25 protein-coding genes are annotated in these 21,574 nt (G+C 69.6%); 12 read left to right on the forward strand and 13 right to left on the reverse strand.

Going from position 1 to position 21,574, the window contains the following annotated elements; translation table 11 throughout:
• Window positions 1-33 precede the first annotated feature (33 nt).
• The 3 genes from RCO38_RS03245 to RCO38_RS03255 are packed head-to-tail and all read left to right on the forward strand — an operon-like array spanning window position 34 to window position 1,441.
• Complete coding sequence (locus tag RCO38_RS03245; RefSeq protein WP_308326855.1) at window positions 34-456, forward strand: hypothetical protein; 423 nt, start codon at window positions 34-36, stop codon at window positions 454-456.
• A 38-nt stretch (window positions 457-494) separates the two neighbouring features.
• On the forward strand, window positions 495-860 hold the full coding sequence (locus RCO38_RS03250) for a hypothetical protein (RefSeq protein ID WP_308326856.1): 366 nt from the start codon (window positions 495-497) through the stop codon (window positions 858-860).
• Window positions 857-1,441: a hypothetical protein gene (locus RCO38_RS03255; RefSeq protein ID WP_308326857.1), complete on the forward strand. Its 585-nt coding sequence runs from the start codon at window positions 857-859 to the stop codon at window positions 1,439-1,441. The genes RCO38_RS03250 and RCO38_RS03255 overlap by 4 nt, the downstream gene beginning before the upstream one ends.
• Window positions 1,442-1,458: 17 nt before the next feature.
• On the opposite strand, the gene RCO38_RS03260 is transcribed toward RCO38_RS03255, so the two are convergent.
• Window positions 1,459-2,091 (reverse strand): response regulator transcription factor, encoded by a 633-nt coding sequence (locus RCO38_RS03260; RefSeq protein WP_308326858.1) that lies wholly within the window; start codon window positions 2,089-2,091, stop codon window positions 1,459-1,461.
• A gap of 281 nt (window positions 2,092-2,372) precedes the next feature.
• On the opposite strand from RCO38_RS03260, the gene RCO38_RS03265 reads away from it, so the two are divergent.
• From RCO38_RS03265 to RCO38_RS03285, 5 genes are all read left to right on the forward strand, one after another.
• On the forward strand, window positions 2,373-2,810 hold the full coding sequence (locus RCO38_RS03265; protein ID WP_308326859.1) for a BON domain-containing protein: 438 nt from the start codon (window positions 2,373-2,375) through the stop codon (window positions 2,808-2,810).
• Between the two features lie 49 nt (window positions 2,811-2,859).
• The gene (locus tag RCO38_RS03270; RefSeq protein ID WP_374694501.1) at window positions 2,860-3,168 is read left to right on the forward strand and encodes a BON domain-containing protein; all 309 of its coding nucleotides are present in this window, start codon (window positions 2,860-2,862) and stop codon (window positions 3,166-3,168) included.
• Window positions 3,169-3,243: 75 nt separating this feature from the next.
• A complete protein-coding gene (locus RCO38_RS03275; protein ID WP_308326860.1) occupies window positions 3,244-3,621 on the forward strand; it encodes a response regulator in 378 nt (125 codons plus the stop codon).
• 9 nt (window positions 3,622-3,630) lie between these two features.
• On the forward strand, window positions 3,631-5,013 hold the full coding sequence (locus tag RCO38_RS03280; RefSeq protein WP_308326861.1) for a sensor histidine kinase: 1,383 nt from the start codon (window positions 3,631-3,633) through the stop codon (window positions 5,011-5,013).
• A 108-nt stretch (window positions 5,014-5,121) separates the two neighbouring features.
• Entirely contained in the window at window positions 5,122-6,276 is a 1,155-nt protein-coding gene (locus RCO38_RS03285) for an alpha-hydroxy acid oxidase (RefSeq protein ID WP_308326862.1), read from the forward strand.
• Window positions 6,277-6,308: 32 nt separating this feature from the next.
• On the opposite strand, the gene RCO38_RS03290 is transcribed toward RCO38_RS03285, so the two are convergent.
• Entirely contained in the window at window positions 6,309-7,310 is a 1,002-nt protein-coding gene (locus RCO38_RS03290) for a BLUF domain-containing protein (protein ID WP_308326863.1), read from the reverse strand.
• A 103-nt stretch (window positions 7,311-7,413) separates the two neighbouring features.
• Complete coding sequence (locus RCO38_RS03295; RefSeq protein WP_308326864.1) at window positions 7,414-8,670, reverse strand: hypothetical protein; 1,257 nt, start codon at window positions 8,668-8,670, stop codon at window positions 7,414-7,416.
• A gap of 151 nt (window positions 8,671-8,821) precedes the next feature.
• Here RCO38_RS03295 and RCO38_RS03300 point away from each other — a divergent pair, with 151 nt between their 5' ends.
• The 4 genes from RCO38_RS03300 to RCO38_RS03315 all read left to right on the forward strand — a co-directional run bounded on the left by RCO38_RS03300 (window position 8,822) and on the right by RCO38_RS03315 (window position 11,894).
• Complete coding sequence (locus RCO38_RS03300; protein ID WP_308326865.1) at window positions 8,822-9,358, forward strand: anti-sigma factor domain-containing protein; 537 nt, start codon at window positions 8,822-8,824, stop codon at window positions 9,356-9,358.
• A 98-nt stretch (window positions 9,359-9,456) separates the two neighbouring features.
• Window positions 9,457-10,656 (forward strand): Y-family DNA polymerase, encoded by a 1,200-nt coding sequence (locus RCO38_RS03305; protein WP_308327316.1) that lies wholly within the window; start codon window positions 9,457-9,459, stop codon window positions 10,654-10,656.
• Between the two features lie 97 nt (window positions 10,657-10,753).
• A complete protein-coding gene (locus RCO38_RS03310) occupies window positions 10,754-11,023 on the forward strand; it encodes a hypothetical protein (RefSeq protein ID WP_308326866.1) in 270 nt (89 codons plus the stop codon).
• A gap of 22 nt (window positions 11,024-11,045) precedes the next feature.
• On the forward strand, window positions 11,046-11,894 hold the full coding sequence (locus RCO38_RS03315) for an enoyl-CoA hydratase-related protein (RefSeq protein WP_308326867.1): 849 nt from the start codon (window positions 11,046-11,048) through the stop codon (window positions 11,892-11,894).
• Window positions 11,895-11,915: 21 nt separating this feature from the next.
• Here the strand turns inward: RCO38_RS03315 and RCO38_RS03320 are convergent, their stop codons facing one another.
• The 10 genes from RCO38_RS03320 to RCO38_RS03365 all read right to left on the reverse strand — a co-directional run bounded on the left by RCO38_RS03320 (window position 11,916) and on the right by RCO38_RS03365 (window position 21,570).
• Window positions 11,916-12,269 carry a DUF1161 domain-containing protein gene (locus RCO38_RS03320; protein WP_308326868.1) on the reverse strand — a complete coding sequence of 118 codons (354 nt, stop codon included), beginning with the start codon at window positions 12,267-12,269 and terminating at the stop codon, window positions 11,916-11,918.
• Between the two features lie 11 nt (window positions 12,270-12,280).
• Window positions 12,281-12,781, reverse strand: coding sequence for a 6,7-dimethyl-8-ribityllumazine synthase (locus RCO38_RS03325; protein WP_308326869.1), 501 nt, complete (start codon window positions 12,779-12,781; stop codon window positions 12,281-12,283).
• Between the two features lie 23 nt (window positions 12,782-12,804).
• Window positions 12,805-13,653 (reverse strand): DUF429 domain-containing protein, encoded by an 849-nt coding sequence (locus tag RCO38_RS03330; protein ID WP_308326870.1) that lies wholly within the window; start codon window positions 13,651-13,653, stop codon window positions 12,805-12,807.
• A 5-nt stretch (window positions 13,654-13,658) separates the two neighbouring features.
• The gene (locus RCO38_RS03335; RefSeq protein ID WP_308326871.1) at window positions 13,659-14,540 is read right to left on the reverse strand and encodes an EamA family transporter; all 882 of its coding nucleotides are present in this window, start codon (window positions 14,538-14,540) and stop codon (window positions 13,659-13,661) included.
• Window positions 14,541-14,673: 133 nt separating this feature from the next.
• The gene (locus RCO38_RS03340) at window positions 14,674-15,099 is read right to left on the reverse strand and encodes a BLUF domain-containing protein (RefSeq protein ID WP_308326872.1); all 426 of its coding nucleotides are present in this window, start codon (window positions 15,097-15,099) and stop codon (window positions 14,674-14,676) included.
• An 11-nt stretch (window positions 15,100-15,110) separates the two neighbouring features.
• On the reverse strand, window positions 15,111-15,845 hold the full coding sequence (folE, locus tag RCO38_RS03345) for a GTP cyclohydrolase I (protein WP_308326873.1): 735 nt from the start codon (window positions 15,843-15,845) through the stop codon (window positions 15,111-15,113).
• Window positions 15,846-15,891: 46 nt separating this feature from the next.
• A complete protein-coding gene (clsB, locus tag RCO38_RS03350; RefSeq protein ID WP_308326874.1) occupies window positions 15,892-17,175 on the reverse strand; it encodes a cardiolipin synthase ClsB in 1,284 nt (427 codons plus the stop codon).
• Window positions 17,176-17,216: 41 nt separating this feature from the next.
• Window positions 17,217-17,945 carry an endonuclease/exonuclease/phosphatase family protein gene (locus RCO38_RS03355; protein WP_308326875.1) on the reverse strand — a complete coding sequence of 243 codons (729 nt, stop codon included), beginning with the start codon at window positions 17,943-17,945 and terminating at the stop codon, window positions 17,217-17,219.
• Window positions 17,946-18,079: 134 nt separating this feature from the next.
• Window positions 18,080-20,248, reverse strand: coding sequence for an HlyD family efflux transporter periplasmic adaptor subunit (locus tag RCO38_RS03360; RefSeq protein ID WP_308326876.1), 2,169 nt, complete (start codon window positions 20,246-20,248; stop codon window positions 18,080-18,082).
• Entirely contained in the window at window positions 20,245-21,570 is a 1,326-nt protein-coding gene (locus RCO38_RS03365) for an efflux RND transporter periplasmic adaptor subunit (protein WP_308326877.1), read from the reverse strand. Before RCO38_RS03365 ends, RCO38_RS03360 begins: the two co-directional genes overlap by 4 nt.
• Window positions 21,571-21,574 lie beyond the last annotated feature (4 nt).

A 21,574-nucleotide genomic window follows, 5' to 3' on the forward strand; every position in this document is an offset into this window, starting at 1 on the left:
CATTCCCTTCTTCTTTCAACACAGGAGATCCTCATGAACCCCCAAGTCAAGACCGCCCTGGACAACGCCCAGCACATGATCGAATCCGGTGCCGACAGCGCCCAGCATGCGGTGGCCCGTACCGCCGACAAGGCCGATGAAATGATGACCCATTCGCGCCGGGCCGCCGCCGAAGCGGAGGCCAGCATCCAGGCTGGCCTGCGCCAGGTGCGCGACGCCGTGCCAGCTCACCTGAACCGAGCCGCCCACCGCGCCGAAGACCTGGCGCGCGCTGGCATCGACAAAGCCCGCGCCGCAGGCTCGGCCGTCGCGAACAAGGCCCACGAGGTGGGCGAACGCACCACGGACTATGTGCGCCACGAACCCGGCAAGGCCCTGCTGATGGCGGCCGCCGTGGGCGCCGCGGCCACGCTGCTGTTGACCTGGGCGGCCAACCGCCGCGCCGAACGCTACTGACGCCGGCCAGGGCCCGCGCCGTGATACACCCCGCCTTCATGGCTTTGGCCCGCCAGCCCGGCTTGTTGCTGGAACACGCAGGCGCCTACGCAGACCTCGCTTCGGCCGAACTGGATGAGTGGGGCGAGCAATGGAAACTGCGGGCCGGGCTGAGCACCATCGCGGCCCTGCTGGCGGTGCTGGGCCTGGGCTTGGCTGGTGCGGCGGGCCTGGCAGCGGCCGCGGTGCCGCTGTCGGCGATGCCCATGCCGTGGCTGCTGGTGGTCATCCCGCTGGTGCCTCTGCTGCTGGCGGCAGGGCTCGCCTGGCGCGTGCACCGCCTCGAAAAGGCCGCCCTGTTTGCGGCCCTGCGTGAGCAGATGGCGCAGGACCTTGCGACCCTGCGCATCCTGGAAGAAGAATGAACACACCGCCGGAGCGCGTCCTTCCGACGGCCGAGCGCAAGGCGCGAGCCCTTGCACGGCTGGATGCTTCACGCACCCAGCTGATCCAGCGCCTCTACCCGGAGCCTTCAGGGCGACGGGCAGAAACCGGTACAGGTGGCCTGCTGGACCTCGCGGCCTCCCTGATGAGTTCAATGATGGCCCGCTCCAAGCGCGACGGCCTGCCACGAACCGCTTGGCGCACCGCCCGGGCCCTGGCGCGCCGGTGGTGGACCCGCCAGCCCTGGCACGCCTCGGTCGAGCTGGTGTCGGACACCCTGGCTGGCGACGTGCGGCTGCTCGTGCGCAGACACCCCTGGGCCAGCCTCGCGGCCGCCGCGGCCGTCGGCGCCGCCCTGACGATGGCCCGCCCCTGGGTGGCCCACACACTGCGCCGTCAAACCCGCGACCTGCACCTGCGCGTCGGGCGCATGTTGTGGCGGCAGCTTGCACAGGCTCCGGTGCAACTGGCGCTGCTGGGCGCACTCACCGCCTGGCTCAAGGAACGCCGGCAGGACCCGAGCCACTCCCCGCCGCCGCCGACGCGCCCGGCCGATTCCTGAGGGTCCGGCCCAGGGGGTCACTGGATCAAGCCATTGGTCATTGCGTAGTAGGTGAGTTCGCTGTTGGTGGAGAGCTTGAGCTTTTCCAGCACGCGGGTGCGGTAGGTGCTCACCGTTTTCACACTCAGGAACATGGCCTCGGCCATGGCGCCGATGGTCTCTCCCTTGGCCAGCCGCAGGAACACCTGCAGTTCGCGTTCGGACAGCAGCTCGTGGGGCGGCCGGTCGAGACCGCCGGCCACGCCTTCGGCCAGCAGCGTGGCCACCGCCTGGCTGATGTACTTGCGGCCCATGGACACCGTGCGGATGGCCAGCACGATCTCGTCCGGCTCGCACTCCTTGTTCAGGTAACCGCTGGCGCCCAGGCGCAGCAGGTTGGTGGCGTAGTGCGCCTCGGGGAAGCCGCTGAGGATCAGCACCGCCAGATCCGGGAAGCGGGACTTGATGGCCTTGAGCGCGTCCACACCGCTCTGGTCGGGCATGGAGATGTCCAGCAGCAGCACGTCCACCTCGCCCGTGCGGGCCAGCTCCAGCGCCTCCGCGCCGTTGCTGGCCTCGCCGGTGACGCGCAGGTCCACGTGGTCGGCCAGGTACTGCCGCAACCCGGCCCTCACCACCGCGTGGTCGTCGACGATACCGATACGGATCATGCGTTCGTTCTCCTTGTGTCCGGGTCTCTTGTGCAAACCGCCCCTGGGGCGGTGCGGACCAATGTAGCGCGCGGTCGCGGCGCTGTCCGTCAGACAGTTCCTACACCCCTCCGACAGCGGGGCGGGGCGATGTCCTACAGGGGCACAGGGGGCCGACCGACAGGCCGCGACCCCATCGTTTTCTACAGTGACTGCACAGCACGGCGAGTTTCTTCGCCACCGCTGTTCCGGGCCGGTCGACGCACCGGCCTGCCACCTCCAACCCATCCAAGGAGCACGAGATGAAACTTTCCAACCGCACACAGGCCGTCGTGGCCACCACCGCCCTTCTGATGTCGCTGGTCGCCTGCGGCCAGAGGGAAGACGCCACCGTCGGCCAGAAGATCGACGGCGCCATCAACAGCACCGAACAGGCCGCCCAGGAGGCCCGCCAGGACGCGAAGGAAGCGACCACCGAGATGAAGCGCGACGGCGAAAAGGCGGCGCAGTCCGTGGCCGACACCGCGTCGGACGTGGCCATCACCACCAAGGTCAAGGCCGCACTGGCCGCGGACGACCAGCTCAGCGCGCTGAAGATCGAGGTCGACACCGTCGGCGGCGTGGTGTCGCTGACCGGCCCCGCGCCCACCGCCGAAGCGGCCGACCGCGCCACCACCCTGGCCAAGGCCGTGGAAGGCGTGACCGACGTGCAGAACAAGCTGGTGGTGGGCCAGGGCTGACGCCCGCGCAACACCTTCCCGGCTGCCATCAACCCATCAGGAGATCCGCATGTTCAGAACCATCGCCCTCGCTTCGGCCCTGGCCCTTGGCGTCGTCACCGTGACCGGCTGCGCCGTGGCGCGCGACCAGCAGACGGTGGGGTCCTACATCGACGACACCACCATCACCACCCAGGTCAAGGCCCGTTTTGCCGAAGACCCGACCGTCAGCGCCATGTCCATCAAGGTGGAAACACTCAAGGGCGTGGTGCAGCTCTCCGGTTTCGCCAAGAACAACGCCGAACGCGAACAGGCCGCCACCATCGCGGCCAACGTGAAGGGGGTTTCGCGTGTGACCAACGACATCATTGTGAAATAAAGTGTGTCGGACATGTCCTACAGCGGTGGCCACGCACAGTGGCTATCGTTGCAGGACTGCCCAGGCCCATGTTCCATGCCGACCCTCAGCGCGTTCATCGTCGAAGACAACCCCACCATCCTCAGCAACCTGGTCGCCACCCTGGAAGAGCTGACCAGCGTGAGGATCGTGGGGTCCGCACCATCCGAGGAAGCCGCGGTGCGTGGGCTGCACGAGCACGCCACCGACCTGGACCTGGTCATCGTGGACATCTTCCTTTCGGCGGGCAGCGGCCTGGGTGTGCTGGAGGCCGCCCAGGGCATGCAGATGCGCGCCCGTCGCGTGGTGCTCTCCAACTTCGCCACCCCGGAGGTGCGGCGCCGCTGTCTGGCGCTGGGCGCGGCCGAGGTGTTCGACAAGTCCAGGGACCTGGACGCCCTGATCGACTATTGCGACAAGCTGGCCGAGGTCTGACACTGCCACATGCCCGTGCCACCCAGCCCCACACCCGACACCGAACGCGTCCAGCGCATCCGCAACCGCTTTGAAGTGGCCGCCCGCGGCCGCTACACCATGCCCCTGGTCATTGCCCTGGGTGTGGTCGGCATGGTGGTCAACGAGAGCGCCTACCGCCACTCCGAAGCCACCCTGGACAACGGCATCGCGCTCACCGATGCGCGCGTCAAATCGGCCGAGACGCTGCAGCGGCTCACCGAGGTCGGTCTGTATGCACGGTCCTACATCCTCACCGCCAGTCCAGAGGAAGCGGTCCGCTACCGCGCAGCGGTGGACGATCTGCATGAGATCAAGGACAGCGCCTTGGCCCTGCTCAACCGGGAAGTCCCCGAAGAGTCGGTGTCGGTGGAGCCCATCGAACGACTGATCGACGAGCACATCCGGACCACCGACGCCTGGATGGCGATGGTCGACCGGGGCGAACGCGCCCCCGCCATCGCCGCCGCCGCCAGCCATGCCAGCCTGGAGCGCCGCAATGCCCTGCGGCAGGCTTTTGCCGAGGTGCTGGAGCAGACGGCCGCGGTGCAGCAGAAGGCACGGATCGACCTCTACGACGCGCTGATGATCAACCGCGTGGCGGTGCACCTGCTGGCGCTGGCCACCATGCTCGGCCTGTTCCTGTTCCAGCGCCAGCTGCACCGGGGCGACCGGCAGATGCTCGAAGAGGGGCAGCGACTGGCCGCCCGGGTGAAGGAGCGCACCGCCGAGCTGAGCGAGATGGCCACCCACCTGGTCAATGTGCGCGAAGACGAGCGCGCCCACATCGCCCGCGAACTGCACGACGAACTGGGCGGTCTGCTGACCTCGATGAAGCTGGACTTCGCCCGGCTGCGCCGCCAGCCCGACCTGCCGGCCAGGACGGTGGAGCGCATCCAGGCGATCGAGGCCCGGCTCGGGGAGGGCATCGCCCTCAAGCGCCGCATCATCGAAGACCTGCACCCGTCCGCGCTCTCGCAGCTGGGCCTGGTGCAAGCACTGGAGATCCTGTGCCGCGAGATGGCGGAGCGGCTGGACAGGCCGGTGCATGCCGAGCTGCAGGATGTGGCGCTGGACCGCCCGGCGCAGCTGGCGCTCTACCGCATCGCGCAGGAATCACTGACCAACATCGGCAAGTACGCCGGCTGCGCCGAGGCCCGGGTGCGCCTGCAGGCCGAGGGTGCCACGGTGCGCCTGAGCATTCACGACAACGGCAAGGGCTTCGACCCGCAGCGCGTGCCGCACGGCCGCCACGGTTTGCTGGGCATGCGCATGCGGGTCGAGTCGCACGGCGGACAGCTGCAGGTGGACAGCGCGCCCGGCACCGGCACCACCATCGTCGCGATCCTGCCGTCCCGGGCCGAACCGGGCTGAGCCAGACCCGCTGGCAGCAAATTTCAAAGCCGGAAAGCGGTTTTCAATCGGCCCGGGCCGCGCCCGCCGGTACGATCCGGGGCATTCCAGCCCACCCGGAGACAACCCATGCCCGTGATCACCAACATCGAAGACCTGCGCGTGCTCGCCGAGAAGCGCGTGCCGCGCATGTTCTACGACTACGCCGATTCCGGCTCGTGGACCGAAGGCACCTACCGCGCCAACAGCGACGATTTCCAGAAGATCAAGCTGCGCCAGCGCGTGGCGGTGAACATGGAAAACCGCAGCACGGCCACGAAGATGGTGGGCCAGGACGTGAAGATGCCGGTGTGCATCGCACCCGTGGGCCTGACCGGCATGCAGAGCGCCGACGGCGAGATCAAGGCGGCCAAGGCGGCCGAACGCTTCGGCATCCCGTTCACGCTCTCGACCATGAGCATCTGTTCGATCGAGGACATCGCCCAGCACACCACCGCGCCGTTCTGGTTCCAACTCTACATGATGCGCGACCGCGAGGCCATGGCCCGCATGATCGAGCGCGCCCGCCAGGCCAAATGCAGCGCGCTGGTGCTGACGCTGGACCTGCAGGTGATCGGCCAGCGCCACAAGGACCTGAAAAACGGCCTGACCGCGCCGCCCAAGCCGACCATCGCCAACATCATCAACCTCATGACCAAGCCGCGCTGGTGCCTGGGCATGGCGGGTACGAAGCGCCGCAGCTTCGGCAACCTGGTGGGCCACGTGAAAGCGGTGACCGACATGAAGTCGCTGGCTTCGTGGACCAACGAGCAGTTCGACCCCACCCTGTCGTGGGAGGACGTGGCCTGGGTGAAGGCGCAGTGGGGCGGCAAGCTGATCCTCAAGGGCATCATGGACGTCGAGGACGCGCAGCTGGCGGTGGCCAGCGGAGCCGACGCCATCGTGGTCAGCAACCACGGCGGCCGCCAGCTCGACGGCGCGCCCAGCAGCATCGAGGCGCTGCCCGCCATCGTGGCGGCCGTGGGCCAGCAGATCGAGGTCTGGATGGACGGCGGCATCCGCAGCGGCCAGGACGTGCTCAAGGCCTGGGCCCTGGGCGCGCGCGGCACCATGATCGGCCGCGCCATGGTCTACGGCCTGGGCGCGATGGGTGAAGAAGGCGTGCTCAAGGCGCTGCAGATCATCCACAAGGAACTGGACATCACGATGGCTTTCTGCGGCCACACCAACATCCGGAACGTGGACTCGTCCATCCTGCTGCCGGGCACCTACCCGACCGCCTGAGCGGTTTCGGGCGCTGCGGCGGAGCGTGGGGGCTACAGCAGGTCCAGCACGCGCTTGAGTGCCCACCACATGGTGGCCATGTCGTGGGCCCGATCGCCGGTGCGCGCCTCGACCCAGCGCAGGCCGCGCGCCTCGGTGAGGCTCCGGAGTGAATCGCTGAACCAGCTGTCGGCCCCCAGGCCGACGACGACCGGCCGGTGGTGCACGTGCTGGCAGGCCGTCAGCAGCCGGTCCAGCAGGTGTTCGTTGCGCCCGCTGTCGGTGTCCAGCAGGACCACCGCGGCGGTGTAGTCGGGCAGGAAGGCATGGGTCATGCCCATCGCCAGGCCCTTGCGGGCGTTGGCGATCAGACGCCGCCCGGCCGCCGCCTGTCGCGGCAGATCAAGGTAATCGCTCTCCACGTCCAGCGCGTCCCGTGCCGCGCCGGCAAAACGCCGGTGCACCACCGCCCGCTTTTCGCGGGTGGCCAGCCAGCGCAGCAGGTCGAAGGCGTCGGTGCGGGCGGCCGACATCATCATCACCCGCTGGTAGCTGCCCTCCTGCGCGGCGGCCACCTCGACGTGCCCCGGCAGCGGTGAACACAGGCTGCGCCAGACGCTGGCCGGTTCGTAGCCCTGGCCTTTGAGGTGGCGCTCGTGCAGCGCCATCACCCGGCGCGCGAATTCGCCGGTGCTCTCGGTGGCTTCGGCGATGGAGCCGATCCAGGGTTTGAACAGGCGCGGCTTGCCCACGCTCTCGTGGACCACCCGCAGGCTGCGGTGCCGCTCGTCGAGTGCGACCCGCTCCATCAGCGCCCGGATGCCCTCGGGCGGCCCCTCGATCCACTCCACGAACCAGCCGCAGCGGTGCATCAGCGCGACGCGGAGGTTGTGGGACTGGTTGTTGAGCACCGCGTGGTCGCGGATGCGGCGCATCTCGCCGAGCACCGGGCCATCGACCTGGCAGATGCTGGCGTAGATGAGGCGGCCCAGATCTTGGCGGGACAGTTCGGTGCCGCTGTCGGGCCAAAGGGTGGTGTCGGAATCCGGCTGCATGGCGCCCATGAGAAATTGTCCGATGTATCGGCCTGCGCCCGCCAGACTTGACGGGAAGGACCGCCGCCCGCAGGGGCTTGGGCCACCCGGCGCGTGGGCGGTTTCAGAGGCTGGCCGGCTGGGTCTCGGCGAGCCAGGGCACCAGCGCCACCGGCGCATCCTGCCGCAACACCCATTGGCGCCGCAGCGCCCGCTCGGGTTCGTCGTGGGCGCGCAGGGCCAGCTGTTCGGCCAGGTTGATGATGCGCACCGCGGCGGACTCGTCCGTGCCGGCCGGCACCTCGACCACACCGATCGCCACCTCGGGCTGGAATGGCAGCGACAACGGATCGGGTCCGACGCTGACCGACATGCGCAGCTCGCGCAGCACCCGCTCGGTCACCAGTTCCGCGCGCGTCGGGTCCTGCACCGCCGAGATGGCCAGCACGAAGCAGCGCTGGTGGTACAGGCCCACGACATTGCGGAACCCCACCTGCTGGCGGATGCGCGCGGACAGCGCCACCAGGATGTCCCCCTCCGGGTTCAGGACCGGCGACTCGCGGTAGGCGTAGAGGTTGGACACCGACACCGCCGCGACCAGGCAGGGCCGGCCCATGCGCTGGCTGCGCCAGAGCGCGTCCTCCACCCGGGCCACCAGCTGGGCGCCGCCGGGCAGGCTGGCCGAGGCCAGCGCAGGCACCTGGCCCGCGGCCTGGCGCCGCAGGTGCCGGAAGTGGCGGCTGCGCAGGCGCACCAGCACGACCACGGTGATGAAGTAGCCGACGGTGGCGCAGGCGGTGAGCGCCCAGTAGGCATTGCCCATCTCCATGCCCAGGCCCTTGGCGTACAGCCCGGCCGTCATCTGGGCCAGGCAGAGACAGGCCAGCACCATCCAGCGCGAGAGCTGGTCGCCCAGGGTCACACTGCGCACGGCGATCAGCACACCCATCAGCACCGCCAGGCTGTTGACCGCGGCCGTCAGCAGGAGCACGGTATCGGCCGGCACACCGGCCACCACCAGGCCCAGCAGGAGGAAGGTGCCGGCCACCAGGACCGACGCGCCCGGCCCCATCATGCGCCGCACCAGCAGGTCTTCACGGCGCAGGCCCGACCACAGCCCGAGGTAGGTCATGGCCAGCGCGCCGCACAGCGGGCCCAGCGTGGCCTTCAGCGGCAACCAGTTGATGTGGTTCCAGGAGGGCCACAGCGCTTCCGGCAGGCCCGACATCAGGATGCAGGCGCCCCCGGTGAGCACCAGGCTCAGCCACGAGCGGGCCGACGACACGCTCGGGCGGGTGGCCACGTCGAGCGTGGCCGCCGCGGCCAGTGTCAGCAGGACACCCGCCATGGCAGACCAGATCGCCACTTCAAGAACTTGCATGGCTGGCGGTGATTGAGAAAGGACTGCCGCTGCTGTGGCATCGGATGCCGGCGCCGCAGGCGGTGGACGACGTTCAGTATGCGGCGCAGTGTACCGCCCCAGGTGTCCGTGAGCGCCCGCACCCCCCGCCTCACGCGGGCATACTTCCGGCATGAACGATCCGCACACCGGCCAGTCCGACACCCCTCGCTCCCCCGCCAGCCGCCGCGTCTCGCCCTGGTGGCGCGCGCTGGCCATCTTTCTGCTGCTGGCGCTGATGCTGGGCTGGGCCGCCAGCGCCAGCCTCTACGAACAGCTCAAGGCACAGATCGGCCACCTGCAGGCCAAGGTGGCCAATGTGCCGCAGATCCGCCACATCGCGGTGCTGCTGGACGAGCGGGGTGCCCCGGCCCTGCTCGTGACCATGGACCCGCAGGCCGGTGCCCTGACGCTGCAGCGCCTGAACGAGGTCAAGGAAGGCCGCGAGGACAGCATGCAGCTGTGGGCGCTGAAGGACGGCCAGGCGCCGCGTTCGCTGGGCGTGATCGAGAGCAAGTTCAAGACCCTGCAGCTGCCAGCCCAGGAGGCGGCCCTGGCCGGCGTGGCCGAGCTGGCGATCAGCGTGGAAGCCAAGGGTGGCGTGCCCGAGGCCCAAGGCCCCCGCCTGCCCTGGCTGTTCAAGGGGGCCCTGGTGCACAAGGCCATGTAAGGCCACTCTGGAGCGGGTCGGGCCCGGCGGTGCGGCGCTATGCTCGCAGCACCGTGACCGAGTCTGCGCCCCGTCCCCGCCGCATCGCCCACCTCGACATGGACGCGTTCTACGCGTCGGTCGAACTGCTGCGCTACCCGCAGCTCAAGGGCCTGCCTATGGTGATCGGCGGCGGGCGCCGGCGCGAGGCCGAGATGTTCGAGCGCCTGCGCCAGGCCTGGCCGGACCGTGAATGGGGGCCCGACACGCTGGACCGCATCCCGGTGGACTTCTTTCCGCGCCTGAAGGACTACGTGGGCCGAGGCGTGGCGACCACCGCCACCTACGCGGCGCGCCAGTTCGGCGTCGGTTCGGCCATGGGGCTGATGAAGGCGGCCAAACTCTGCCCGGATGCGATCCTGCTGCCGGTGGACTTCGAGGAGGTCAAGCGGCTCTCGCGCCTGTTCAAGAGCACGATCCTGGAGATCGCGCCGGTGATGCAGGACCGCGGCGTGGACGAGGTCTACATCGACTTCACCCACGTGCCCGGCGGCCAGCGCGAGGGCGGGCGCGTGCTGGCGCGGCTGATCCAGAAATCCATCCTCCAGGCCACCGGCCTGACCTGCTCCATCGGCGTGGCACCGAACAAGCTGCTGGCCAAGATGGCGAGCGAATTCAACAAGCCCAACGGCATCAGCATCGTGCGGCCGGAGGACCTGGAAAGCCTGATCTGGCCGCTGCCCTGCCGCAAGGTCAACGGCGTGGGCCCCAAGGCCGACGCCAAGCTGCAAAGCCACGGCATCCACACCATCGGCGAGCTGGCGGCGCGCGAGAAGTCCTGGCTGGTGGAACACTTCGGCAAGAGCTACGGCGCCTGGTTGCACGAGTCCGCCTGGGGCCGCGACGACCGGCCGGTGGAGACCGAGAGCGAGCCGGTCAGCATGAGCCGCGAGACCACCTTCGACCGCGACCTGCACGCGGTGCGCGACCGCACCGAGGCCGGCGCCATCCTCACCCGGCTGTGCGAGCAGGTGGCGGCAGACCTGCAGCGCAAGGGCTACACCGGCCGCACCATCGGCATCAAGATCACCTTCGACAACTTCGAGAAAGTCACGCGCGACACCACCATCGAGGTGGCCACGGCCGACGCGGCCGTGATCCGCCGGCACGCGGGCCTGTGCCTCAAACGGGTGGACCTGTCGCGGCGCTTCCGGCTGCTGGGGGTGCGGGTGGGCAAGCTGCTGCGGGCCGGAGAGGCGGCCGCGCAGGAAGCGGCCGGCGCCGACCGGCATGAGCCGGCGACCGATCAGCTGTTCTGAGCGGACTGCCGGCCGTTGGTCCCCCGTTGGCGGGACAGCGCATCGTTGACCATTCCTGACGCGAGTCTTACATTCAAGACCTGTTCAGGAGAGCGACATGAACCACCGACTGAACCTGGCCGAGTTGCAGCGCATCAAGCAGTGGCATGTGGACCACCGCGAAGACCATCCGCTGGAGTACCACCTGTGGGACGGGGTGCTCACGGTCTGGTTGCTGGGCTGGATGGGCTGGCTGCCGGCGGTGGTCATAGATGCGTTCTGGGCCCTGCCGCTGTGCGTGGCGGGCATCACACTCCCTCGGTTCTACGTGAACTGGCGCGAACGGGCGCACCGGGCCCACCGTCTCAGGTGCGACTGGCTGGGCTGACGCGCCGCTCTACAGTGGACGGATGAACACGACGCCCACTTGCTTTTCCCTCAGCACCACGCCCGAGGGTGTGGCCCATCTGGTGATGAACCGCCCCGAGGCCATGAACACCATGCACCCGACCTTCTGGCGCGAGCTGGACGAGATCGTCAGCCGGTTGCACCGCGAGGGCACTGCGCGCGCCCTGGTCTTCAGTTCCACCGGCAAGCACTTCTCTGCCGGCATGGCGCTGGAAACCTTCGCCGGCGCCATCCAGATGGACGACCAGAGCCCCGAAGGCCGCGCCGCCATCTTCGACCTGCTGACCGACATGCAGGCCACGTTCAGCAAGATCGAGGCGCTGCGCTGCCCGGTCATCTTCGCCATCCAGGGCGGCTGCATCGGCGGCGCGGTGGACATGGTCACCACCGGCTGCATCCGCTACGCGACGGCGGACGCCTTCTTTTGCATCCAGGAAATCAACATCGGCATGGTGGCCGACGTGGGCACCTTGCAGCGCTTGCCGAAGCTGGTGCCGTTCGCGGTGGTCAAGGAGCTGGCCTACACCGGCCGCCGCCTGCCGGCCGCGAAGGCGCTGGCGTACGGACTGGTCAACGAGGTGTTCGACACGCCCGAGGCCATGCTGGCGGCCGCACTGCAGTGCGCGAAAGAGATCGCCGCCAAACCGCCCATCGCCATCTGGGGCACCAAGCAGGCCGTGACCTACGCGCGAGACCACAGCGTGGAGGACAGCCTGCGCCAGATGGGCTGGCTGCAGGGTGCGATCTGGAGCAACGCGCACGTGCGCGAGTCGATCACTGCGATGAAGGACAAGCGCGCCGGGCAGTTCACGCCGCTCTCGGCGCTGCAGTCGTTCAAGGAACTGGGCTGAGCGGGCGGCGGCCGCGCCGCCTCAGGGCTTGCAGCTGGCGTTGCCGCGCACCACGGTGCCGTCGCGGCACTCGGTGATGATGGACTCCTCGCCGGCACGCGAGGCCAGGGTGGCCGCCGGCCGGGCCGGGCGGCCGGTGGTTTGTGCGCCGCCGGCCCGTACATAGACCAGCTTGCGCGCGCCGCGGGCGCAGGTGCCCACGACCTTGCCGGCCACCTCGGCATCCGCATCCACCACGATCACGGCAAAGCCGGTGGCACCGGTGCCGGCGATCTGGAACTCGATGTGCTCGCGCAGCGGCTCGCAGATGTCGCCAGCGAAGGCCGCACCTGTCATCAGGCCCAGGCCCAGGGCGGTCCAGTGTGGGGATCTCATGGTCCGGCCCATCAGGATGCCAGCAGGCCGTCGAGCCGCCGCAGACCGGCCACCGTCTGCAGACAGGCCTCCGCGGCCTCGGTGCCTTTGACCGCAAAGTGGCGCAGGAAGTACTTGCGGTGCTCGGCGTGTTCGCGGAAGTGGTGCGGCGTGTGCACGGCCAGGATTGTCGGCACGCCGGTGTCCAGCTGCACGTTCATCATGGCCTGCACCACGGTCTGCATCAGCGCGTCGAACCGGTAGATGCCGTCGTCCACCACCAGGGCGCTGCCGACCACGGCGGCGTAGCGGCCCGAGCGCGCCAGACGCTGGGCGTGCAGCGGAATCTCGAACGCACCGGGCACGTCGAACAGGTCGATGCGCTCCGGGCCGATGCCGGCCTCTGCCATGCGGGCGAGGAAGGCGTCGCGCGCCTGCTGGACGATGTCGGCGTGCCAGACGGCTTCGACAAAAGCAAAACGCAGACCGGCTGGCAGGTCGGCGGGAAGGGTGGCGGGGGTGGTGGTGCTCATGGGTGCCGGTATTGTCCGGGATCTCAGGCGGAGACGATCCAGCCTTCGAGCGGGTCGAACGTGGGCAGACCGTAACAGGGGTGACCCGCCGTGTGCTGCTGCAGCGCCCAGGCCGCCTGCAGCAGGCACAGCACCGCGTCAAGGGCGTCCCCGCTGGCGTCGTCGGCCAGGGCGTCGCGCTGGGCGTGGCTGAGCTTCAGGCGCAGGCCGGCGCTGCGCAGCAGCGGCGCGTCGCCCAGCTCCAGCGCGTGGATCAGGCTCTTGCGCGCGATCAGGCGCTCGGGCGTCTGCTTCGACCGGTCGTCGCTCTTGTACGAGGCGTTGCCGAGCACCGAGCGCGCCAGCAGGCCGGGGTAGGCCTCCAGCGCCACGCGCCTCGGGTCGCCGTGATGCAGGCCGGGCAGGCTCGCACCCGCAGCGATCAGGCGCGGCACGCCCGCGTGCAGCATGAAGGCCACCGGCGGGTTGACCCACTTCATGCTCGGGCTCGACCCGGCCGGGCCGTCGGTGGCGCGGTGGGCGAACTTGCCACCGGCCGGGCGCGCGTCGCAGAAGGCCGCGAAGGTGTCGCGGATCTGCTCGCGCGAGAGCGCCGCGTAGTGCGCCATGCAGTCGCGCCAGGCGGTCGGCCAACCCAGGGTTTCGACCAGCTCGCGCGGCAGGCCGAACGGCAGGTCGAAACCGCCCACCCAGCCCTGCCCCACCGGCGCCGCCAGCCGACCCTGCCAGGCGTCCAGCGACTCGAAGGTCTCGATGCGCTCCAGCAGCACGCGCCCGCGGTCGCTGCGGCCCACGGCCAGCGTGACCGGCTTGCGCTTTGAGGGCGCGCTGGTGAAGTCGCAGCCCAGCAGGGTGACGCTGTGGGGGTCCATCGTCCTCACCCGAGCCCCAGCGCCGCCACGCCCGCCGCGATGCAGCACGCCCCGAGGATGCGCAGGCCCCGTTCGCCCTCGCCCAGCAGCTGGCCGCCGATCAGCGCGGCGAACAGCATCGACACCTCGCGCGCGGGCGCCACATGCGACAGCGGCGCCTGCTGCATGGCGTAGAGCACCAGCACGTAGGCGATGGGGCTGACCGCCGCGACGGCCAATGCGTGCCGCCACTGGCGCTGCCAGAGCACCCAGGCGGTGGCGCGGTCGCGCAGCACGGCCGGCGCCAGCAGGGCCACGCGCACGAAGTTGCCCATGTAGTCGACCAGGATGGGCGACATCAGCAGCCACCGCACCGCGTAGCCGTCGACCACGGTGTACGACGCGATGAAGGCGCCGGTCAGCACGCCGTAGAACATGCCCTTGCGCACCCGTTTGCGGGCCACCGGGTCGTGCGCGGCACGCCACAGGCCCGGGCCGCCCGCGATCAGGAACACGCCCAGCACCACGCCCACGATGCCCGCCGCGCCCAGTGCCGAGATGCGCTCACCCAGGAAGACGATGGCCACCAGCGACGACAGCAGCGGGCCGCTGCCGCGCGCCAGCGGATAGACCACCGTGAGATCGGCCTTGCGGTAGCCGCGCAGCAGGATCACGTAATAGAAGACGTGCAGCACACCGCTAGCCACCACCAGCGCCCACTCGGTGCGGCCCCAGCCCGGCACCACGTCGCGCCCGAGCCACCAGCCCAGCGGTGCCCAGAGCAGCATCATGATGAAGGCGGTGAAGAAGGCGAAGCGCGCATCACCCGCGGCCTTCTTGGCCACGATGTTCCAGCCTGCGTGGATCAGGCCGGCGATCACGATGAGCGCGAAGGCGGTCAGCGACATGCCGAAGCGCGAAGGGACCGATCCAGGGGCACCGAGGGTCCGGCTCCGCCGGCCCGAAGTGCCGTCCCCCCTCCCAGCGCCGCAGGCGCGCCAGAGAGGGGGGAAGCCGCGACGCGGCGCAGGGGGGAGTTCCTCAAGCCCTTCCGATGATGCTGGCGGTGGCCATCAGCTCTTCCAGCAGCGCCAGCGACACCTTGCCCGAGACCTGGTAAGGGTCGAACTCGGGCCGCTCGGAGTACTTGAGCACGATGGAGGTGTTGAGCTTGGCCAGGTTGACCGTGCCCATGGTCCAGCCGCCAAAACGGCGCTCGCTGATTTCCTCGAAATGCAGCAGCGCCACGTCGGTGTGGCGCTTGTCGAGCACGATGTGGTTGTAGAGCGTGTTGACCGCCTCGCGCCCGCCCTCGATGGCCTGCAGGAAGATGCCGCCGCCGTAACACAGCACGCCGGTGATGCCGTGGTGCAGGTTGTGGGCGCGGGAGGTTTCCAGGATCGACTCCATGGACTTGGCGCAGTCCTTGTCGATCGCGCGACTGACGTAGAGCAGGCGTACCAGCATGGTGGGCTTCTTCAGGATTGGCGGGGAATGAGAGAGAGGAATTCGCGGCGCAGGTTGGGGTCCTTGAGGAACACGCCGCGCATGACCGAGTTGATCATCTTGCTGTCCATGTCCTTCACGCCGCGCCAGGCCATGCAGTAGTGGCTGGCCTCCATCACGATGGCCAGGCCGTCGGGCTGCGTCTTCTCCTGGATCAGGTCGGCCAGCTGGACCACCGCCTCTTCCTGGATCTGGGGGCGGCCCATGATCCATTCGGCCAGGCGCGCGTACTTGGACAGACCGATCACGTTGGTGTGCTCGTTGGGCATGACGCCGATCCAGATGCGGCCGATCACCGGGCAGAAGTGGTGGCTGCAGGCGCTGCGCACCGTGATCGGTCCGACAATCATCAGCTCGTTGAGGTGCTCGGCGTTGGGGAACTCGGTGACGCTCGGCCCCTTGACGTAGCGACCGTTGAACACCTCCTTGAGGTACATCTTGGCCACGCGGCGCGCGGTGTCGCCGGTGTTGTGGTCGTTGGCGGTGTCGATCACCATGGCGTCGAGCACGCCCTGCATCTTGGCGGTGACCTCGTCCAGCAGCAGCTCCAGTTCGCCGGGTTCGATGAACTCGGCGATGTTGTCGTTGGAGTGGAAACGGTGGCGCGCGGCCTTCAGGCGTTCGCGGATCTTGACCGAGACGGGCGTGCCTTCGGCGTCGTCCAGCTGTTCGGGATTGCTCATGGGTGTTCCGGATTTCATCAGCATCGGGCCATGCTAACACCGCCCCCCCGGCTTGGGGTCCGCGGGGGCTTCAGTACCGGTGGCCGGTCAGGAACAGCAGGGTCCGCATGACGCCGAAGGCGACGCGGTCCAGCACCCGCTGGTACCAGGGGCGACTGCCCAGCGCCTGGGCGTCCAGCTTCTGGCCCGCGTGTTCGAGCAGCACGTCCAGCCGCTGGTGCAGCAGTTCGGCAAACCGCCGGTCGGTGGTCATGACGTTGGCCTCGCGCGCCAGCAGCAGCGACAGCGGGTCCAGGTTGGTCGAACCGACCGTGGCCCAGACCCTGTCCACCACCGCCACCTTGGCGTGCAGGGCGCTGGGGGCGTATTCGCGGATGTCGATGCCCGCGTCGACCAGCTTCTGGTAGACCGGCCGGGCCGCCCGGTACTGGAGGAAGTTTTCGTAGCGGCCCTGCATCATCAGCCGCACCCGCACACCGCGCGCCGCCGCCATGGTCAGGGCCTTGCGCAGCTTGCGCCCCGGGATGAAATAGGCGTTGGCGATCACGATGTCGTGCCGGGCCGAGCCCAGCGCCTTGAGGTAGGCGCGCTCGATGTCGTGCCGGTGGCTGACGTTGTCGCGCAGCAGCAGGGTGGCCCGGGCATCGTTGACACCCAACGGCCCGTCGCTGTGCAGCAGCTGGGCCGCACCTTCGGCCCCGACGCCGCCCCGCGGCCGCCGTCCGGTGTAGAGCTCGACCTTGCGCAGCAGCCGCGTGAAATCGCCGGCCGGCTGTGCCTCCTTGAACGCCTCCCAGGCGGCCCGGAACTCGCGCTCCCGCGCCTTGCGCACCGCCTGCAGGCGCCACCACAGCGTCTCCATGGTGTCGACCATGTCGTCCACCAGCGGACCGGCCACCCTGAGAGCGAAATCGAGCCGTGGCACCTCCAGCCGACCCAGGGCCACGTCGTCCCGGTCGTCGATGAGGTTGATGCCGCCACAGAAGCCGACCAGCCCGTCGACCACACACAGCTTGCGGTGCAGGCGCCGCCAGCGGCTGGGAATCAGCAGGCCCAGCCGGCCCAGCGGCGCGTAGACGCGCCAGCGCACGCCGGCGGCGGCGAAGCGGCGCTGCCACTCCTCGGGCACCCGCGGCGTGCCCACGCCGTCGACCACCAGGCGCACCAGCACACCGCGGCGCGCGGCACGCTCCATCGCCTCGGCCACGCTGAGCGCCGAGCCGGCGAACTCGAAGATGTAGGTTTCCAGATGCACCACACGGCGGGCCGCGTCCATCGCCTCGACCAGTGCGGGGAACAGCGCGTCCCCGCCTTCGAGCAGCAGCAGCTGGTGACCGGGACGGGGCGGTGCCACGGGCCGGTCGTCCGCCAATGGATCGGCGAACGCGTCCGTCTTCACAGTTCCAGCTCGGCGATCAGCGGCAGGTGGTCGGACATGCGCGTCCAGGCCCGGCCGTGGGGCACGTGCGCACTCACGGGCGTGAGCCCCCGCATGTAGATGCGGTCCAGGTGCAGCATCGGCAGGCGCGAGGGATAGGTCGGCAGGCGCACACCATCGAAGGTGCGCAGGTCCAGCGCCGCCATGGGCTTGAGCAGCTGGGCGCCCCAGTCGTTGAAGTCGCCGGCCACGATCAGCGGCGCATCGGCCGGCACCTCCTGCGCCACGTAGCGTCCCAGGCGCTGGACCTGGCGCTCGCGGCTGGCATGGATGAGGCCGAAGTGCACCACCACCACATGGACCTCGCGGCCGTCGACCAGCAGGTGCACGTGCAGCAGGCCGCGCTGCTCGAAGCGGTGGTCGGACACGTCCGAATGCCGGGTGTCCAGCACCGGCCAGCGCGAGAGCAGCGCATTGCCGTGTTCGCCGTGGCGGGTGACCGCATTGGTGCGGTAGACCGACTCGTAACCCTCGGGCGAGAGGTAGTCGGCCTGCTCCAGGTCCGGCCAGCGGGTGAAGTGCTTCTCCAGCTTGCGGTGGTGGCGCCGCACCTCCTGCAGACAGACGATGTCCGCATCGAACTGCTCCACCGCATGCGCCAGGTTGTGGATTTCCAGACGGCGCACCGGCCCCAGGCCCTGAACGCCCTTGTGGATGTTGTAGGTCGCGACTCGCAGGATGCTCATGCGCGAATGATCGCATGCCAGCAACCCGCGCAGCGCCGGAGCGTGGGGGCGACGGGCCAGCCGCCGGGCCGCCCCAAGGCTGGCCCAGCCCCCTCGGGGGGCAGCGACCCGCGCAAGCGGTGGAGCGTGGGGGTCTAGAACCCGCTTTCGCGAATGAAGATGGACGCCACCTTCCGGACCACCCCGGCCGCCAGCGACTCGGCCTCGCCCTCGATGCGCACCCGCACGGTGGCCATCTGCTGCGTGGGCAAGGGTTCGTCGAGCACGATGCGCACCCGGAACAGCGCGTCGCGCACCACATGCCCCCCTCCCTGCCCGTCCTTCGGCGGCTCGGCCACGGTGGCGATCGGGCCGCCGTTGCTGGCGTCCAGCAGAGGGTTGGGCAGCGCCAGGGTGCGCGAGACGTCGATGGCCTCGATGCGCCCGTCGACCCAGGCGCGCGGGTCGGCCATCAGCCCGGCGCGCACCGGCTGGCCGACCTGCAGGCGGCCCAGCTGCGCCTCCTCGACGAAGGCATCGACCACCCAGCTGCGCTGGTCCACCAGCAGCGCCAGCGGCTCGCGCGGCTTGACCCAGACGCCGGGCGCCAGCGCCGGATCGATGTCGCGCAGCTCGCCGTCGAAGGCGGCCCGCAGGGTCAGGCGTTCGCGCTCGTCCCCGCTGAGCTTTTCCTCGGCTTCGTAGAAGGCCTTCTGCGAGGTGAGCGACTGGCGCTGGGCCTCGCCGTCGGGCAGGCCCAGCAGGCCGGCGATCTGCGACTCGCGGGCCTGGGCCAGCTGGCGCGACTTGTCCTGCGCGATGCCCAGGATCGGCGAGTCGAGCACGAACAGCACGTCGCCGGCCTTGAACGTGCGCTGCGCCGGCATGGACACGATCTGGGCCGCGAACGGCGCGTGGATCGGCTGCTGTTCCTGCGCGTGGTACCAGCCGTAGCCGGCGACACGGCTGCTGAACGGGATCAGCAGCAGGACCAGGCCGGCCAGCACGAAACCCGCCAGCCAGCGCTTGCGATCAGCGGCGATCTCCGCGCGGCGTTTTTTCCAGACCTCAAGTTCTCTCATCACGGGACGTCCGATGAACCACACCAGCTCCAGCAGCATGAGCAGGATGCCCAGCAGTTTGAAGAAGAAGACATACACCAGCAAGGCGATGCCGATGAACACTGTCAGCCGGTACAACCAGGTGATCAGCGCGAATGCGATGAGCGCGCGCCGCTTGCCGTCGGGGAAACCTTCGGGCCAGCGGTCCTGGAAGCCCAGCAGGGTGCGGCGCATCCAGGTGCGGGCCAGCGCGCTGGAACGTTCGTGCAGGTTGGGCAGGTCGAGCAGGTCGCTGGCGATGAAGTAGCCATCGAAGCGCATGAACGGACTGGCGTTGATCGCCACCGTCAGCACCCAGCTGGTGGTGGCCAGGAAGAACATGCCGTTGCGGAAGGCGCCGTCCGGCGCCAGGCTCCACACCAGGGTGGCGATGCCGGCCAGGGCCAGCTCCACCGCGATGCCGGCGCTGGCAATGGCCAGCCGCTGGCGCGCATCCTTGAGCCGCCAGCTCTCGCCGGTGTCGGTGTAGAGCATGGGGAACATCACCAGGAAGGCCACGCCCATGTGGGCCACGCGCACCCCGTAGCGGGTGGCGGCGAAGGCGTGGCCCAGCTCGTGCAGCATCTTGGCCACCATCAGGGCCACGCCGTAGCCCAGCAGCCCGTTCCAGGTCATGTTGTCGACCAGGGTGTGGGTGAACTGGTCCCACTGGCGCGACACCAGGAACACGCCCAGCAGCGTGATGGCCAGCACCACCGCCGCGATCAGCGGCATGTTCAGCCGGGCCAGGAAGGGCTGCAGCGCCGCCAGCCAGGCCTGGGGCCGCACCAGCGGCAGGCGGAAGAACAGGTAGTTGTGCAGCAGCGACTCCAGCAGCGAGCGCTTCATGGACTGCGCGCGGGCCAGTGCCTTGGCGACATCGGCCTTGCCGGTCAGGCGCAGCAGCTGGTTGTCCGAGAGGAATTTCTCCAGCGCGCGCACGTCGTCCGCGGTCACGTTCAGCGGCGTCTGCTCGTTGACCGTGCGCACCAGCGAGGCCAGGTCGTTGTCGGCCCAGTGCACCAGCAGCTCGAAGTCGAGCCAGCCGATGCGGAAGAAGCGGTTGCTCACCGGGTCCTGGATCATCCAGGCCGGCGTGCCGTCCTCGTTGGGGGCCGCTGGAAACAGGATCAGCTCGTCGCGGATCGCCGGCAGCGGCTGCTTGCGCGGCGGCGCCTGGACCCGGACCTGCCCGGTGGCCGGCACGGCGGCGCCGGTGCTCACAGCCCGCTCCATTCCCTCAGGTGGGCCAGCGGGCGGCGGAACAGGTAGTAGCCCAGCAGCACCCAGTCGCCGGAGATGCGCGCCGTGCCGCGCAGGCCGATGCGGGGCAGCTCCGTGCCTTCGTCGAACTTGGCGCGCAGCTTGTAGGAAGCCACGCTGTCGGGGCTCAGGGTGGCCTGGTAGCTCGCCTCGACCAGCCGGCCGGAGCGGGGGCTGAGCGGATCGGTGTGCAGGAACAGGCGCACCGGTGCGTCCAGCTCCAGGTTGATCGCATCGGCCACCGCCAGCCAGACCTGGATGCCGCCGTCTTCGGGCTGCGCCAGCTGCATCACGCGCTCGCCGGTCATCACCGGGCGCCCGATCCAGTCGTTGGTGTCCGAGAAGATGGCGATGCCGTCGCGGTCGGCGCGCACCTCGACGCGCTGCGCCTGGGTTTCCACCGCCGCCAGTTCGGCCTCCTTCTCGCGCACGCGGCCCAGGGCCACGGCCACGTCGGCCTTGCTCTTGAGGTCGTCGAAGGCGCGCTGCTGGGCGATGTGGGCATCGGCCTGGGCGATTTCCAGGGCCTTGCGGGCCACGGCCAGCCGGTTCAGCAGCGACGAGTCGTCCAGCGAGAACAGCAGGTCGCCGGCCTTGACCTTGGCGTTGGGCGCCACGGCGAAGGAGCCGACCACCCCGTCCTGCGGCGCGGCGACGGCGATGGCGTTGAGCGCCACCACCTCGGCCGGCGCCAGCACCGACAGGCGCACCGGCACGAACAGGCTGAGCACCAGCAGGCCTGCGAGGATCCAGCGGTTGCGCTTTTTCGCCATCGGCCGCAGCCAGCGCCAGCGGTCCTGCGAGGTCTGGCGCATGCCCGCCAGGCAGTAGCCGTAGGTCGCGTGCAGGCGGCCCAGCAGTTCGCAGGCCCGGTCGGACCAGGGCTGCTCGGCCGCATAGAGCACCATGCCCTTGAAGGCCCCGCGCCGGTCGCGCAGCGGCACCAGGGCCAGGTGCTCGGGCAGCCACTCGCCCCAGCCCTCCGCGTCGTCGGGTGAGGCGTCGGCGATGTCCAGGCGGTGGATCGCGCCGTCGCGCGGCAGGCGCTGGGCAAAGCCGCTGAGCCAGACGGCGAACGGCGAGTCGTTGGCCACGCTGACCAGACCGGACGCAGCGACCAGCCGCAGCCGCTCGCCCTCCAGTTCGAACATCGCGGCCTGCCGGTAGGGCGTGAGCGCGTGAGTTTCGTTGACGATGGTGAACCGCAGCGCGGCCACCGTTTCGGCCTCCAGCGCGCGGGCTTCGATCTGCAGCAGGACGCCCAGATCCGATGCGTCGCTCATGTCG

This window comes from Hydrogenophaga pseudoflava, assembly GCF_031020795.1.
Classification (GTDB): Bacteria; Pseudomonadota; Gammaproteobacteria; order Burkholderiales; family Burkholderiaceae_C; genus Hydrogenophaga; species Hydrogenophaga pseudoflava_A.

Excerpts from the sequence above, each read along its gene's own strand:
- RCO38_RS03245 (WP_308326855.1), top strand. The coding sequence starts at position 34 with ATGAACCCCCAAGTCAAGACCGCCCTGGACAACGCCCAGCACATGATC.
- RCO38_RS03250 (WP_308326856.1), top strand. The coding sequence starts at position 495 with ATGGCTTTGGCCCGCCAGCCCGGCTTGTTGCTGGAACACGCAGGCGCC.
- RCO38_RS03255 (WP_308326857.1), top strand. The coding sequence starts at position 857 with ATGAACACACCGCCGGAGCGCGTCCTTCCGACGGCCGAGCGCAAGGCG.
- RCO38_RS03260 (WP_308326858.1), bottom strand. The coding sequence starts at position 2,091 with ATGATCCGTATCGGTATCGTCGACGACCACGCGGTGGTGAGGGCCGGG.
- RCO38_RS03265 (WP_308326859.1), top strand. The coding sequence starts at position 2,373 with ATGAAACTTTCCAACCGCACACAGGCCGTCGTGGCCACCACCGCCCTT.
- RCO38_RS03270 (WP_374694501.1), top strand. The coding sequence starts at position 2,860 with ATGTTCAGAACCATCGCCCTCGCTTCGGCCCTGGCCCTTGGCGTCGTC.
- RCO38_RS03275 (WP_308326860.1), top strand. The coding sequence starts at position 3,244 with ATGCCGACCCTCAGCGCGTTCATCGTCGAAGACAACCCCACCATCCTC.
- RCO38_RS03280 (WP_308326861.1), top strand. The coding sequence starts at position 3,631 with ATGCCCGTGCCACCCAGCCCCACACCCGACACCGAACGCGTCCAGCGC.
- RCO38_RS03285 (WP_308326862.1), top strand. The coding sequence starts at position 5,122 with ATGCCCGTGATCACCAACATCGAAGACCTGCGCGTGCTCGCCGAGAAG.
- RCO38_RS03290 (WP_308326863.1), bottom strand. The coding sequence starts at position 7,310 with ATGCAGCCGGATTCCGACACCACCCTTTGGCCCGACAGCGGCACCGAA.
- RCO38_RS03295 (WP_308326864.1), bottom strand. The coding sequence starts at position 8,670 with ATGCAAGTTCTTGAAGTGGCGATCTGGTCTGCCATGGCGGGTGTCCTG.
- RCO38_RS03300 (WP_308326865.1), top strand. The coding sequence starts at position 8,822 with ATGAACGATCCGCACACCGGCCAGTCCGACACCCCTCGCTCCCCCGCC.
- RCO38_RS03305 (WP_308327316.1), top strand. The coding sequence starts at position 9,457 with ATGGACGCGTTCTACGCGTCGGTCGAACTGCTGCGCTACCCGCAGCTC.
- RCO38_RS03310 (WP_308326866.1), top strand. The coding sequence starts at position 10,754 with ATGAACCACCGACTGAACCTGGCCGAGTTGCAGCGCATCAAGCAGTGG.
- RCO38_RS03315 (WP_308326867.1), top strand. The coding sequence starts at position 11,046 with ATGAACACGACGCCCACTTGCTTTTCCCTCAGCACCACGCCCGAGGGT.
- RCO38_RS03320 (WP_308326868.1), bottom strand. The coding sequence starts at position 12,269 with ATGAGATCCCCACACTGGACCGCCCTGGGCCTGGGCCTGATGACAGGT.
- RCO38_RS03325 (WP_308326869.1), bottom strand. The coding sequence starts at position 12,781 with ATGAGCACCACCACCCCCGCCACCCTTCCCGCCGACCTGCCAGCCGGT.
- RCO38_RS03330 (WP_308326870.1), bottom strand. The coding sequence starts at position 13,653 with ATGGACCCCCACAGCGTCACCCTGCTGGGCTGCGACTTCACCAGCGCG.
- RCO38_RS03335 (WP_308326871.1), bottom strand. The coding sequence starts at position 14,540 with ATGTCGCTGACCGCCTTCGCGCTCATCGTGATCGCCGGCCTGATCCAC.
- RCO38_RS03340 (WP_308326872.1), bottom strand. The coding sequence starts at position 15,099 with ATGCTGGTACGCCTGCTCTACGTCAGTCGCGCGATCGACAAGGACTGC.
- folE (WP_308326873.1), bottom strand. The coding sequence starts at position 15,845 with ATGCTGATGAAATCCGGAACACCCATGAGCAATCCCGAACAGCTGGAC.
- RCO38_RS03355 (WP_308326875.1), bottom strand. The coding sequence starts at position 17,945 with ATGAGCATCCTGCGAGTCGCGACCTACAACATCCACAAGGGCGTTCAG.
- RCO38_RS03365 (WP_308326877.1), bottom strand. The coding sequence starts at position 21,570 with ATGAGCGACGCATCGGATCTGGGCGTCCTGCTGCAGATCGAAGCCCGC.